This is a genomic window from Diaphorobacter sp. JS3050 (assembly GCF_013154915.1).
GTDB classification, from domain to species: Bacteria; Pseudomonadota; Gammaproteobacteria; order Burkholderiales; family Burkholderiaceae_C; genus Diaphorobacter; species Diaphorobacter nitroreducens.
Map to the genome: position 1 here is coordinate 1,680,992 of NZ_CP053553.1, position 13,059 is coordinate 1,694,050.

A 13,059-nucleotide genomic window follows, 5' to 3' on the forward strand; every position below is an offset into this window, starting at 1 on the left:
CTCGCTCCCGTGTTTTTTCAGGCGTCCGTATCATGTGCGGGCGCCTTTTTTGTTCCTGACCTGAGCCCTGCGGCCATGCTCCTGCGCTTCTTTTTCTTTCTGCTGTGCCAACTGATCGGCGGTGCGCTGGGCTGGTGGCAGGCGGGCCCCTGGGGTGCCGGCATCGGCGCCTGTTTCGCCGCATGGTTGTGGTTTGCCTGGGATCTGTGGCGCGGCGCGCGCGTGCTGAACTGGTTGCGCCAAGGAGACCCCACGCAAACGCCACGCCTGAGCGGCCTGTGGGGAGAAGCAGCGGACCGCGCACGGCGCCTGGTGCGCCAGGGCCAGTTGAAGGCGCAGGCTGGCGATGCGCGCCTGCAGGAAATCCTCCAGGCGCTGCAGGCATCGCCCAATGGCGTGATGCTGCTGGATGCCGAAGGCCATATCGAATGGTGCAACCAGATGGCCGAGGAACACTTTGGCCTGGATGCGGAGCGTGATGCGCAGCAATCCATCGGCAACCTCGTGCGGGACCCGGACTTCAGTACCTACTACGCGTCCAAGGACTACACGCGCGACGTGGTGCTGCCCGGACGCGCCAGCACGCCCTCGCGGCCGGTGCGCGTATCGGTGCACCTGCACCCGTATGGCGATGGCCGCAAGCTGCTGCTGTCACGCGACGTGACGGCGCTGGAGCAGGCCGAGGCCATGCGGCGCGACTTCGTCGCCAACGTGTCGCATGAGATCCGCACCCCGCTCACCGTGCTGATGGGCTTTGTCGAAACCCTGCAGACCCTGCAGCTCAGCAACGAGGAGCGTGCGCGCTACCTGCGCATGATGTCGCAGCAGGCCGTGCGCATGCAGAACCTGGTGCAAGACCTGTTGACGCTGTCGCGCCTGGAGGGAAGCCCTCCGCCCAGCATGCACGAATGGGTCGCGGTCTCGACGCTGCTGCGCCGCTGCGAGGACGAGGGGCGCGCGCTCTCGGCCCTGCTGACGCAGAACCAGCCCGGCAAGCTTCACCAGATCACGTTCCCCACGGCCGAAGCAGCGCAGGCGGCCGGGCAGGTGGCCGGCAATGCGGCCGAGCTGCAAAGCGCCCTGGCCAACCTGGTCAACAACGCCGTGCGCTACACGCCACCCGGGGGCAGCATCACCGTGGCGTGGGACGTGGAGCCTGATGGCAGCGCCCGTTTCATGGTGCGCGACTCAGGGCCTGGCATTGAGCCGCAACACCTGCCGCGCATCACCGAGCGTTTTTACCGCGTGGACCGCAGCCGCTCGCGCGACACGGGCGGCACGGGCCTCGGACTGGCCATCGTGAAGCATGTGGTGCAGCGCCATGGCGCAGCGCTGCAGGTGGCCAGCGTGGTGGGGCAGGGCTCGACGTTCACGGTGGTGTTTCCGCCGTCGCGCCTGCGGACGCCGCCGCGCGGCCTCAGCGGTGGGGGTCCTGCCGTAGCGGCGGAGCCGCCCGGCGTGTCTGCAGCCTGAGCACGCCCAGCAGCAGGGCCGTGAAAATCAACGCCGTCGCGCCTAGAGCGGCAGCGCTGGCGGCCCAAAAAGGCGAAGGGGAATGCATCGGCCCCCAACCCGCCAGGCCGCGGTAGGCCAACACGTAGCCTCCATACAGTCCCACGCCCCACAGCAGCACGCAATAGACCGCCAATGGCGCCAGCGTGATGCGGTAGCTGCGCAGCACGAAGATGCACAGCGTCTGCAGGGCATCCGCCACATGGTAGGCGGCCACCCATACTGCCAGCGCGCCAGCCATGGCGACGACTTCCGCGCTGGTGGAGTACAAGGCCGTGATCGTGTCTTTTGCTATTAATAATATAGCTGCTAGCGCACATCCCATAAGCGCTGCAAGCCAAAAACCCTTCAAGGCGACGGCAGCGGCCTGGTGCTCGTTCCCCGCGCCACGCCAGAAGCTCACGCGGGCGCTTGCGGCAATGGCCAGCGACAAAGGCACCATGTAGAGCACGGCGGCGAGGTTGGAAGCGATCTGGTGCGCAGCCGAGGCCAACGCCCCCTGGCGTGCGATGAACAGCGCCATCAGCGTGAAGGAAGTCACCTCCACCAGGATGGACAAGCCCGCTGGCAGGCCCAGCCGCAGAAAGCGCGCAATCTGCGCGGGGTCGGGCCGCTCCAACGGGCGCCACAGCCGCAGCGGGCCGTACATCGTGTGGCGACGCAGCATCCACCAGCCCAGCAGCATCAGGCCGTAGTTCACGGCCAGCGTGGCCCACGCGCAGCCTGCAGCACCCTGCGGCGCCAGACCGGCACCGCCGAAGGTGAACCAGACCGAGAGCGGCACTTTGACCGCCAGCGAGCCGACCTGCAGCCAGGTGACGAGCTGCGGGTGCCCCAAAGCCTGGTTGAGGGTGCTGTAGATGCGAAACAGCAATGCAGGCGGCAGGCCGAACGCGAGGATGGCCAGGTAGGCCTGCACCTCGCCGCGCAGCGCCGGCGGCACCTCGGTCCATTGCAGGAGTGGGCCTGGCGACAGCAGCACGGCCATGCCCAGCACCGCGGCACCCGCCCACAGGTACAGCGACTGGCGCACGCTGGCGCCCATGCCGGCCTGTGCGTTCGCGCCGCGCTGCTCGGCCCAGATGGGCAGCAAGGCCTGCAACACACCCATGAGCGCCACGTACACGCTCACGAACACGGCTGAGCCGATGGAGAGGGCGGCCAGGGACTCCTGCGAATGGCGTCCGGCAACGATGGTGTCGGTGACCCCGAAGGCCATCACCGCAAGCTGCCCGGCCAGCACGGTGAGTGCGTGCCGTGCAATGGTGGACAGCTCGGACATCAGCGCTTGCGGGCCGCGCGGCGCAGCACCAGCATGCGGTCGCCGCGGTCCGTGGGGCGGCTGACGCTCGCCATCTCCTGCCACTGCGCCGGGGGCAGCAACGCGCTCACCAGCGGTGCGGCGGAGGCGTCTGCGATGACCCAGTCGCACTGCGCCAGCTGTTCGGTGGGCACCATGTGCAGCTGCCCATGGTGCAGCAGCGCGGCCAACTGCGCACGGTTCAGCCCGTAGCCGACCACGCAGCTGTCGCGGTCGGTGATGGCGGCAGCCACGCCGGCCACCTGGGGTGCGAAGCTGCGGCCATAGTTCAGCAGCGGCAGCCACAAGGTCATCATGAGCAGCCAGCCCAGCGTGGCGCCGCCTGCGGGCAACACCAGGCTGCGCCAGATGACGGGGCGGTTGCGTGCCGCGCGCCAGACCACCAGCAGGCACCACGCAGCCGTGGCGGCCAGCGCCACGCCGAAGGCCAACAGCGAGAACGACGGCACGTAGCCGGGCGCCAGCTTGGCCACGTTGGCCGCGGGCTTGGCCGGCACCCCTGTCTGCACCGCCAGCCACACCACCCAGATACCGATGGCCGAGGCGCTGAAGAACAGCAGGGTGAACCAGTCGATCAGCGCTGCGATGCTGCGCCGCAGCGTCGGCAGCGCAAAGGCGGCCAGCGCCGCCAGGGCGGGCAGGCCCAGCAGCAGTGCGCGGTCGGCCGGCTGGGTGGTCAGTGTGGCTGTCACGGCCACGAGGGCAAACCACAGCGGCAGCAACAGGTGCCGGTGCCATTCGCGGCTGAGGATCTGCTGCCGCCAGCGCCACAGCGTCCACAGCGTGAGGGGCCAGGCGGGCCAGCTGAACCAGATGAACAGGCGCACCAGGCTTTGCCACTGTTTCAGATCTTCGAAGCGCACGATGCGCCAGCGCCATAGGTCCAACTGCAGCGCCAGCGCGGCAGCGGCCACCGTGGCGGCCAGCAGCACGCCCCCTGCCACTGCGCGGCTTCGCAGTGTCGCGCCGCGCGTGCAGGCCACCAGCCAGGCACAGCCCAGGCCCAGCAGCACTGCGAGCGTGGGGGCGCCGCTGAGCACCAGCCCCAGCAGACCGGCAATGGCGGTGAAGGTGGGCCACGCCGTGCGCCAAGGCATTGCGGAGCCAGCGTAAAACAGCAGCGCGGTGCAGCACAGCTGGGTGAGGTAGCTCGTGGTTTCATGCGACAGCTGGGCCAGTCCCAGGCAGGCGATGAAGGCCAGCAGGCCGGCGTCGGCCATGGCGCGGGCATAGTCGGCGGGCTGCGCCTCGCCGCCGAAGGCAAAGGCCACGGGCTGTGCGCCGGGGCTGCGCGCCAGGTAGTACACGCTGTACCAGGTGGCCGCCAGGGTCAGCAGCAGCAGAGCGACGAACGGCAGGCGCGCGGCAAGCTCCGCCGGCAGCCAGCCGTCCAGCGCCTGGATGGCCCACGCGCCCAGCCAGTAGGGCAGCAGTCCGTCGCCATCCGGCGGCACGCCCACCAGCAGCGGGTCCATCCAGGAGGTGCGCCCGAGGGCCAGTTCGCGCATGTAGCCGAACGAGGCGATGTCCGCATTGCGCCACGGGTCGCGCCCCACGAAGCCGGGAACGGCATAGGCCAGGCACAGCAGCAGCAAGGCCCAACGCGGCAGCGGGCGCACGGCGCTCTGGGCAACGATGGCGGGGGTCGGGTGTATCACGCGGACGGGGGGAAATGGCGTTGGGCCGAGGATAGCGGAGTGCGCAATAAAAAAGGCAGCGCGGAGAAGCCGGGCTGCCTGGTGTGTGCAGGTGCGGCGAATGGGTTCGCCACCTGCCTGCACGGGCCTGCACGGGGCAGGCCTTGCTGCTTACTTCGCTGCGGTCTTGCCGAAGCGGTTGCGGAAACGCTCCACGCGGCCGCCCATGTTGTCCACCGACTTTTGCGTGCCGGTGTAGAAGGGGTGCGATTCGGAGGACGTGTCCAGCTTGTACAGGGGGTATTCCTTGCCTTCGAAGGTTTCGGTTTCCTTCGTGTTCACGCAGGAACGGGTCACGAACTTGAAGCCGTTGGACAGGTCAACGAACAGCACTTCGCGGTAATTGGGGTGGATGCCTTCTTTCATGATCTTCTTCCTCAAGTCAGCGGGAGCCGCACCAGCCTATTCCAGTGTACTTTCCGCAAAAAAGCCTGCAATTATCGCACAAGCTGATTCAGCGGTGCTAGGCCATGCTGCTGATGGTGCGGCGAAAGCGCGCCAGCGACAGGGCGAACAGGACCGAGCCGATGCCCGCCAACGCCAGGAACTGCGGCCACACCACGTCCATGCCTGCGCCGCGGTACAAGATGGCCTGGCCCAGCTCCACGAAGTGCGTGGTGGGGGCCGCCAGCATCAGGTCCTGCACCAGCGCCGGCATGCTCTCGCGCGGCGTGGTGCCGCCCGACAGCATCTCCAGCGGGATGAGCGTGAGCACCATGAGCAGCCCGAACTGCGGCATGCTGCGCGCCACCGTGGCCATGAAGATGCCCATGGAGGTGGTGGCGAACAGGTGCAGCGCCGCCCCGGCCAGGAAGAGCCCCAGTGAGCCGCCAATGGGCACGCGCAGCAGCCCCTGCACCACCAGGACCAGCGACGTCGTGGCCGCCAGCAGCACCACCAGCGCCATGGACCAGACCTTGGCCAGCATGATCTCGGTGGGCGTGACGGGCATGACCAGCAGGTGCTCGATGGTGCCGTGCTCGCGCTCGCGGATCAGCGCCGCGCCCGTGAGGATGATGGACAGCATGGTCACGCTGTTGATGATCTGCATCAGGCTGCCGAACCATGCCTTGTCCAGCGACGGATTGAAGCGCATGCGCAGCGCCAGATCCACGGGTGGGGCTGCGGTGCCGCGGTAGCGTTGCACGAACTCGCTGACCTCGCTCAGCACGATCTGCTGCACGTAGGCATTGCCGCTGAAGGCCTGGCTCATGCGCGTGGCGTCCACGTTCAGCTGTACTTCCGCTGCCCGGCCCGCGAGCACGTCGCGCTGGAAGTCGGGCGGGATGTTGAGCACGAAGGTGTAGTGCCCCGCGTCCATGCCAGCATCCATCTCGCGCGCGGTGATGAGCGCCGGCGTGTTGAACTGCGGCGGGTAAAAGGCCGAAACGATGCGCTGCGACAGTTGCGACTGGTCCTCGTCCACGATCGCGATCGGCGCCTTGTGCAGGATTTCGGGCATGGCCGTGGCGGCGGCGTACACCAACAGCGTGAACACATACACGATCAGCACCAGCATGGTGGGGTCGCGCAGCAGGCTCCACAACTCCTTCACGCCCAGGCGGTAGATGTTGAGCAGGTGCAGGCGCACGGATGAGGAGGAGCCGGGCATTGGTCAGCGCTCCTGCTTCTTCAGCAGCGCAATCGCGCCCAGCATGACCACGGGCACCGACGCCAGCAGCGGCAGCAGCGCGCCCTGCAGGTCGGCCAGTCCCAGTCCCTTGCTGAAGACGCCGCGGCTGATCATGAACATGTACGTGGCCGGGTAGACCGAGCCGATGAGGCGGCCGCTGCCCTCCAGCGACGAGACGGGATCGATCAGGCCCGAGAACTGCACCGCCGGTATCAGCGTGCCGATGAGTGCGAAGAACATGGCTGCAATCTGGCTGCGCGTGACGCTGCTGGCCAGCAGGCCCATGCCGGTGGAGGTGACCGAGAACACCAGCGCTGCCAGCGCCAGCGTGGCAAAGCTGCCGGTGATGGGCACGCCGAACACGGTCACCGCCAGCAGGCACATGAGCAGGAAGTTCAGCATGGCCAGCAACACGTAGGGCAGTTGCTTGCCCAGCAGGAATTCGGTGCGTGTGACGGGCGTCACGTACAGGTTGAGGATGGAGCCCATCTCCTTCTCGCGCACCACGGCCAGCGCCGTGAGCATCGCCGGCAGCATGAGCATCAAGAGCTGAATCACCGCCGGCACCATGGCGGGCAGGCTGCGCACGTCGGGGTTGTAGCGGTAGCGCGATTGCACGGTCACGCTGCTGGCCAGGCGCTGCCCCGTGCGCTCGTGCAGTTGCGCGGCCAGCCAATGCTGGTGCATGCCTTGCACATAGCCGCGCACGGTTTCCGCGCGCATGGGCATGGCGCCGTCCACCCAGGCGCCGATCTCCACGTTCTTGCCGCGCAGCACGTCGCGGGCAAAGCCGCTGGGGATCTCGATGGCCAGCGAGAGCTCGCCGCTGCGCATGCGCCGGTCCAGCTCGGCATGGTCCGACAGCGGCGGTTGCTCGATGAAATAGCGCGATCCCGAGAGCGCGTTGGCATAGCTCTGGCTCAGCGTGGTCTGGTCGCGGTCGAGCACGGCGTAGCGCAGGTTCTCCACATCCATGTTGATGCCGTAGCCGATCACGAACATCAGGATCAACGAGCCCGCCAGCGCCAGCGTGGCGCGCACCGGGTCGCGGCGCAGCTCCAGCGACTCGCGCCACATGTAGCTCAGCATGCGCTGCAGGCTGAAGGCGCGGTGCCGGGGTGCTTCTATTTCAGGAGCTGCTGCCGCTTGATCTGCGGGTGTTTCAAACTCTTTTGCGTTTGATACGACCGTCGATTGAGCGCTGAAAGCTCCTGTTTTTGTAGCGCCGTCATCGGCCGCGGGCTCGCCAGCGGCCTCCAGCAGGTAGCCGATGAACGCCTGCTCCAGCGTCTGGGCGCCGCGCCGGGCCATCAGCGCGGCCGGCGTGTCGCTGTCCAGCACCCGGCCCGCGTGCATCATGGACATGCGGTCGCAGCGCTCGGCCTCGTTCATGAAGTGGGTGGAGATGAAGATCGTCACACGGTCGCGGCGCGACAGTTCGACCAGCAGGCGCCAGAAGGCGTCGCGCGCCACCGGGTCCACGCCGGAGGTGGGCTCGTCCAGGATCAGCAACTCGGGCCGGTGCACCATGGCCACGGCCAGCGACAGGCGCTGGCGCATGCCCAGCGGCAGGTTGGCGGGCAGGGTGGCACGCTCGTCCTGCAGGGCAAAGCGCTGCAGCATCTCGTCCACGCGCGCTGTCACCTGTTCTTCCGGCACATGGAACAGGCGCGCGTGCAGCACCAGGTTCTGCTCCACCGTCAGCTCGCCATACAACGAGAACGCCTGCGACATGTAGCCCACGCGCCGGCGCGTGGCCATGTCGTGCGGGTCCACCGCCTGCCCGAACAGCCAGGCACGGCCCTCGGACGCAGGCAGCAGTCCGGTGAGCATCTTCATGGTGGTGGACTTGCCGCAGCCGTTGGAGCCCAGAAAGCCGAAGATCTCGCCGCGTCGGATGCGAAAGCTCACCTGGTCCACGGCCACGAAGTCGCCAAAGCGCATGGTCAGGCCCTGCGCCTCGATGGCAATGTCGTCCTCGCCGTTGGTCGGCAGCGGTGGAATCACCACCGGGCTGTGGCCGCGCTTTCTGGCTTCGGGCAGCAGGGCGATGAAGGCTTCCTCCAGGGTGTCGACGCCAGCACGCTGGAGCAGCTCTTGCGGTGTGCCCGTGGCAAGAACGGCGCCATCGTCCATGGCCACCAGCCAGTCGAAGCGCTGCGCCTCGTCCATGTAGGCGGTGGCGACGATCACGCTCATGTGCGCGCGCTCGGTGCGGATGCGGGCGATCAGTTCCCAGAACTGCGCGCGTGCAAGGGGGTCCACGCCGGTGGTGGGCTCGTCCAGGATCAGCAGGTCAGGGTCATGGATCAGCGCGCAGCACAGCCCCAGCTTTTGCTTCATGCCGCCCGAGAGCTTGCCCGCGGGCCGCGCGAGGAAGGGATACAGGCCTGTGCTGCGCGTGAGGTCGTCAATGCGCCTGCGCCGTTCGGCCGCACCGTGGCCGAACAGGCGCGCGAAGAACTGCAGGTTCTCCTCGACCGACAGCGTGGGGTAGAGGTTCTTGCCCAGGCCCTGCGGCATGTAGGCGATGCGCGGGCAGATCGCGTCGCGGTGCGCCTTGCGCGCCATGTCGCCGCCCAGCACCTGCACGCTGCCCTGCTGCAGTGCGCGCGCGCCGGCCATCAACGCCAGCAGGCTGGACTTGCCCACGCCGTCCGGCCCGATCAGGCCCACCATGCGGCCGGTCGGTATGTCCAGCGTGATGCCGCGCAGGGCCTGGGCCGCGCCGTAGCGCAGTTGCACGTCCCGCAGCCGGGCCACGGGGGTGGCGGTCTCAAGGTGCTGGGGCATGGAGCAGCCGGGCGTTACGGTCCGTCAGGGGGCCACGACGTTGTGCAGGTGCGCCGGCCAGTCGCGGCCCTCGTCCAGCTTGATCCAGGCCTGGCCGGGCAGGCCGGTCTTCACCTGCGTGATGTGCTTGCGCAGCAGCTCGGGGGCGATGCGCGCGCGCACGCGGAACATGAGCTTTTGCCGCTCGCTGGCCGTCTCCACGGTCTTGGGCGTGAACTGCGCCGTGCTGGCGACGAACGACACCTTGGCCGGGATCACATACTGCGGTGCGGCGTCGAGCACGATGCGCACCTCGGTTCCCAGCGCCACGCGGCCGGCCACGGTCTCGGGCAGGAAGAAGCTCATGTACACGTCGGTCAGGTCCACCAGGTTCAGCAGCTTGCCGCCGCCGCCCAGCACTTCACCGGGCTGGGCCAGGCGCAGCTGCACGCGGCCATCGCGCGGGGCGGCGAGTTCGCTGTCGGCCAGGTCGGCGTTGATGCGCTGCACGGTCGCATCGGCGGCTTTTACCGCCGATTCGGCACCGGCCACCTGGGTGCGCGCGGCAACGATGGCCGCGCCCGCGGCCTGCGCCTGTGCCTGCGTGGCCTTCAGCGCGGCCTGTGCGCTGCGCACGCGGGCCCGGTCATCGTCCAGTTCCTGCTCGGAGGATGCGCCCTCGCGCGCCAGCGTCTCCGACCGTGCCGCGCGGCGCTGAGCGGCGTCCAGGTCGGCCTCGCGCTGGGCGATCAGGGCCTGGGCGGCCGTGTGCTCGCTCTCGCGCAGTGCCACCTGGGCGCGCGCGGAGGCCACGGCCTGCAGGGCGCGGTCGCGGCTGGCCTCGGCCTCGCGCTGCTGGGCCAGCAGGCTGTCCACCTGCATGCGTGCCAGTGGCTGGCCGGCCTGCACGAAGTCGCCTTCCTGCACCAGGATCTCGGCCACGCGGCCGGCGTACTTGGTGGCCACGTCCACCTCGGTGGCCTCGATGCGCCCGTTGCCGCCCACAAGGCCGGCGTTCTGCTGCGTTTCCTTCCACTGCAGCCAGGCGTAGCCGCCCAGTGCGGCGATGGCAGCGATTGCGGCTGCGGCGATGAGGATTTTCTTGGGAATGGTCATGCGAGGGTCCCGTTGGGTTGTCAGCGCGCGGGCGCGCCGCCGCCCAGCGCGGCATAGACGGCGATGTGTGCGGCCTGCAGCGCATAGCGTGCCTGCACGAGTTGCTGCTCGGCGGCCAGCAGGTCGCGCTGGGCATCCAGCACTTCGAAGTAGGGCGTGGCACCGTGGTCGTAGCGCAGTTGCGCCAAACGTGCGCGTTCATGCAAGGCGTCGCGCTGGGCCTGCTGCAGCGTGATCTGGCGCGCTGCCGTGGCGCGCGTGGCCAATGCGTCTGACACTTCGCGGAAGGCCGTCTGCACGGTCTTTTCGTAGTCGGCCACAGCGATGTTCTGGCGTGCGGCGCTCAGATCCAGGTTGGACTGCAGCCGCCCCCCGTCGAAGAGCGGCAGAGAGACGCTGGGAGCGAACGTCCAGGCGCGGCTGCCGCTGTCGAACAGGCCGTCCAGGTGCGCGCTGGCGGTGCCCGCACTCGTGGTCAGGGCGATGCGCGGAAAGAACGCTGCGCGCGCGGCTTGCACGCGGGCGTTGGCGGCGTGCAGGGTGTGCTCGGCGGCGGCAATGTCGGGGCGGCGCAGCAGCAGGTCGGAAGGCAATCCCGCGGGCACGGTGGGAAGGGCGACGGCAGCCTGGGGCGGCGCCAGGGCCAGCGCATCCCACGGTACGCCCACGAGCTGCGCCAGCGCATGGGCCTGCAGTGCCTGCTGCTGCGCGAGCTGGGTGCCGATGGATTCGGCCTGGTACAGCAGAGATTCCACCTGCGTCAGCGCCAGGCGCGAGATGGCGCCGGCCGCGTGGCGGCGCCCGAAGATGCGCAGGCTCTCGCGGCGCGTGGCGATGGTGTCTTCTGTCAGCGCGATGCGTTCCTGCGTTTCGCGCCATGCGAGGTAGTTGCGTGCCACCTGGTTCACCAGTGCGGCCTGGGCGGCGCGGCTGCCTTCGGCGGAGGCGAAGTAGGCCTGCTGCGCTGCCGCCTCCAGGCTGCGCACGCGGCCCCACAGATCCAGCTCCCAGTTGCTGATGGCAAGGCCCACGCGGTGCTCGCCGGTGGTGACGGCGCGGCCGCTCACGTTCAGGTCCCCCGGCACGCGTGCGCGGGTGTGGCTGCTGCCCACGGCCAGGGTCGGCCAGCGTTCGGCGGACTGCAGGCCCAGGGCGGCGCGCGCCTCGTCCACGCGCAGCATTGCCAGGCGCAGGTCGCGGTTGTTCTCGAGCGCCTGGCGCACCAGGCCTTGCAGTGTGGGGTCGCGGTAGAACATCCCCCACTCGGCCTGGTCGTCAACGCTGACGGTGCCGTCATCGAAGGCGACGGGTGGCACGGGCCATGCGGCGGGCAGCAGCGCAGGGGAGGGCACGTCCGTTCGCACCCCTGCCATGCATCCGGCGACTGTGACGCAGATCCCGAGCAGGCCCGTGCGCAGCGCTGGGCTGTCAAGGAGCGACACGAGGGCGGGGAGGGCGAAGGGCATACGCAGGCCGGCGATGGTAATCCGCAATTTCGTTCGCAGCGCCCGGTCCGTTGGGCGCCCCATTGCGGGCCACCATGATATCGAAATGAGATGACAGCCAGTATGGGCCGGCGCGTCGCGCCGTGTCTTGAGGCGAATCAAGTGAGCGGTGGGCGGGGAGTCACGCCTGCGCACAGCGAGGGGCAATGGGCGGCCATGAAAAAGCCCCGCACGAAGGCGGGGCTGGGCAAAAGCGGTGGAGCAGGTCAGCCGCCGCGGCGCATGGCCTCGAAGAACTCCACGTTGTTCTTTGTTTCCTTCATCTTCTTGATCATGAGTTCCATGGACTCGATCTCGTCCATGTTGTACATGAACTGGCGCAGGATGCGCGTCTTCTGCAGGATCTCGGGTGCCAGTAGCAGTTCCTCGCGGCGTGTGCCGCTCTTGTTGAGCTCGATGGCCGGGAACACGCGCTTTTCGTAGAGGCGGCGGCTCAGGTGGATTTCGCAGTTGCCTGTGCCCTTGAATTCTTCAAAGATCACTTCGTCCATGCGGCTGCCGGTATCGACCAGCGCCGTGGCAATGATGGTCAGCGAGCCGCCTTCCTCGACCTTGCGCGCCGCGCCGAAGAAGCGCTTGGGGCGTTGCAGGGCGTTGGAGTCCACGCCGCCGGAGAGCACCTTCCCGCTGGAGGGCACCACGTTGTTGTAGGCGCGGGCCAGGCGGGTGATGGAATCCAACAGGATCACCACGTCCTTTTTCAGTTCCACGAGGCGCTTGGCGCGCTCGATCACCATCTCGGCCACATGCACGTGGCGTGCGGCGGGCTCGTCGAAGGTCGACGCAATGATTTCGCCCTTGACCGAGCGCTGCATCTCGGTCACTTCCTCGGGGCGCTCGTCCACCAGCAGCACCATCAGGTGCACATCGGGGTTGTTGGCCGTGATGGCATGGGCGATGTGCTGCATCATCACCGTCTTGCCGCTCTTCGGAGGCGCGACGATCAGCGCGCGCTGGCCGCGGCCGATGGGGGCAATGATGTCGATGATGCGGCCGGTGATGTTCTCCTCGCCCTTGATCTCGCGCTCCAGCCGCATCTGCTCCTTGGGGAACAGCGGCGTGAGGTTCTCGAACATCACCTTGTGCTTGTTCTGCTCGGGCGGGCCGCCGTTGACGGAGTCAAGCTTGGTCAGCGCGAAGTAACGCTCGCCATCCTTGGGCGTGCGCACCTCGCCTTCGATCATGTCGCCGGTGTGCAGGTTGAAGCGGCGCACCTGGCTCGGACTGATATAGATGTCGTCGGTGCTCGCGGTGTAGCTGGTGTCGGGGCTGCGCAGGAAGCCGAAGCCGTCGGGCAGGATCTCAAGCACGCCGTCGGCAAAAATCTGCTCGCCGGCTTTTGCACGCTTCTTGATGATGGCGAACATCAGCTCCTGCTTGCGCATGCGGCCGCCGTTTTCGATTTCCAGGTCTTCGGCCTGCTTGAGGACTTCAGACACGTGCAGTGCCTTGAGTTCGTTAAGGTGCATGGAGTGACTCCTGGACGGAGTGGAAATGTCTGTG

Annotated in this window: 9 protein-coding genes; 1 reads left to right on the forward strand and 8 read right to left on the reverse strand. The window is 68.0% G+C overall.

Annotation, left to right across the window (positions count from 1 at the left end; translation table 11 throughout):
- Positions 1-75: 75 nt before the first annotated feature.
- Positions 76-1,473, forward strand: a complete 1,398-nt coding sequence (gene phoR / locus HND92_RS08260; protein ID WP_172206706.1) for a phosphate regulon sensor histidine kinase PhoR — start codon at positions 76-78, stop codon at positions 1,471-1,473.
- Here phoR and HND92_RS08265 read toward each other — a convergent pair.
- The 8 genes from HND92_RS08265 to rho form a co-directional block, all read right to left on the reverse strand.
- On the reverse strand, positions 1,418-2,794 hold the full coding sequence (locus tag HND92_RS08265; protein WP_172206707.1) for an MATE family efflux transporter: 1,377 nt from the start codon (positions 2,792-2,794) through the stop codon (positions 1,418-1,420). The genes phoR and HND92_RS08265 overlap by 56 nt on opposite strands.
- Positions 2,794-4,491 carry a hypothetical protein gene (locus HND92_RS08270; protein WP_011805570.1) on the reverse strand — a complete coding sequence of 566 codons (1,698 nt, stop codon included), beginning with the start codon at positions 4,489-4,491 and terminating at the stop codon, positions 2,794-2,796. The genes HND92_RS08265 and HND92_RS08270 overlap by 1 nt, the downstream gene beginning before the upstream one ends.
- A gap of 150 nt (positions 4,492-4,641) precedes the next feature.
- On the reverse strand, positions 4,642-4,896 hold the full coding sequence (locus HND92_RS08275) for a type B 50S ribosomal protein L31 (RefSeq protein ID WP_011805569.1): 255 nt from the start codon (positions 4,894-4,896) through the stop codon (positions 4,642-4,644).
- A gap of 97 nt (positions 4,897-4,993) precedes the next feature.
- On the reverse strand, positions 4,994-6,142 hold the full coding sequence (locus HND92_RS08280; protein WP_172206708.1) for an ABC transporter permease: 1,149 nt from the start codon (positions 6,140-6,142) through the stop codon (positions 4,994-4,996).
- Between the two features lie 3 nt (positions 6,143-6,145).
- Entirely contained in the window at positions 6,146-8,956 is a 2,811-nt protein-coding gene (rbbA, locus tag HND92_RS08285; RefSeq protein WP_172206709.1) for a ribosome-associated ATPase/putative transporter RbbA, read from the reverse strand.
- A 24-nt stretch (positions 8,957-8,980) separates the two neighbouring features.
- Positions 8,981-10,051: an HlyD family secretion protein gene (locus HND92_RS08290; protein ID WP_172206710.1), complete on the reverse strand. Its 1,071-nt coding sequence runs from the start codon at positions 10,049-10,051 to the stop codon at positions 8,981-8,983.
- 20 nt (positions 10,052-10,071) lie between these two features.
- On the reverse strand, positions 10,072-11,517 hold the full coding sequence (locus tag HND92_RS08295; RefSeq protein WP_371814876.1) for an efflux transporter outer membrane subunit: 1,446 nt from the start codon (positions 11,515-11,517) through the stop codon (positions 10,072-10,074).
- A gap of 245 nt (positions 11,518-11,762) precedes the next feature.
- A complete protein-coding gene (gene rho, locus HND92_RS08300; RefSeq protein ID WP_015913083.1) occupies positions 11,763-13,025 on the reverse strand; it encodes a transcription termination factor Rho in 1,263 nt (420 codons plus the stop codon).
- Positions 13,026-13,059: the final 34 nt, after the last annotated feature.

Coding starts and splice junctions, on each gene's coding strand:
- HND92_RS08275 (WP_011805569.1), bottom strand. CDS start 4,896: ATGAAAGAAGGCATCCACCCCAATTACCGCGAAGTGCTGTTCGTTGAC.
- phoR (WP_172206706.1), top strand. CDS start 76: ATGCTCCTGCGCTTCTTTTTCTTTCTGCTGTGCCAACTGATCGGCGGT.
- HND92_RS08295 (WP_371814876.1), bottom strand. CDS start 11,517: ATGCCCTTCGCCCTCCCCGCCCTCGTGTCGCTCCTTGACAGCCCAGCG.
- HND92_RS08280 (WP_172206708.1), bottom strand. CDS start 6,142: ATGCCCGGCTCCTCCTCATCCGTGCGCCTGCACCTGCTCAACATCTAC.
- rbbA (WP_172206709.1), bottom strand. CDS start 8,956: ATGCCCCAGCACCTTGAGACCGCCACCCCCGTGGCCCGGCTGCGGGAC.
- rho (WP_015913083.1), bottom strand. CDS start 13,025: ATGCACCTTAACGAACTCAAGGCACTGCACGTGTCTGAAGTCCTCAAG.
- HND92_RS08290 (WP_172206710.1), bottom strand. CDS start 10,051: ATGACCATTCCCAAGAAAATCCTCATCGCCGCAGCCGCAATCGCTGCC.
- HND92_RS08265 (WP_172206707.1), bottom strand. CDS start 2,794: ATGTCCGAGCTGTCCACCATTGCACGGCACGCACTCACCGTGCTGGCC.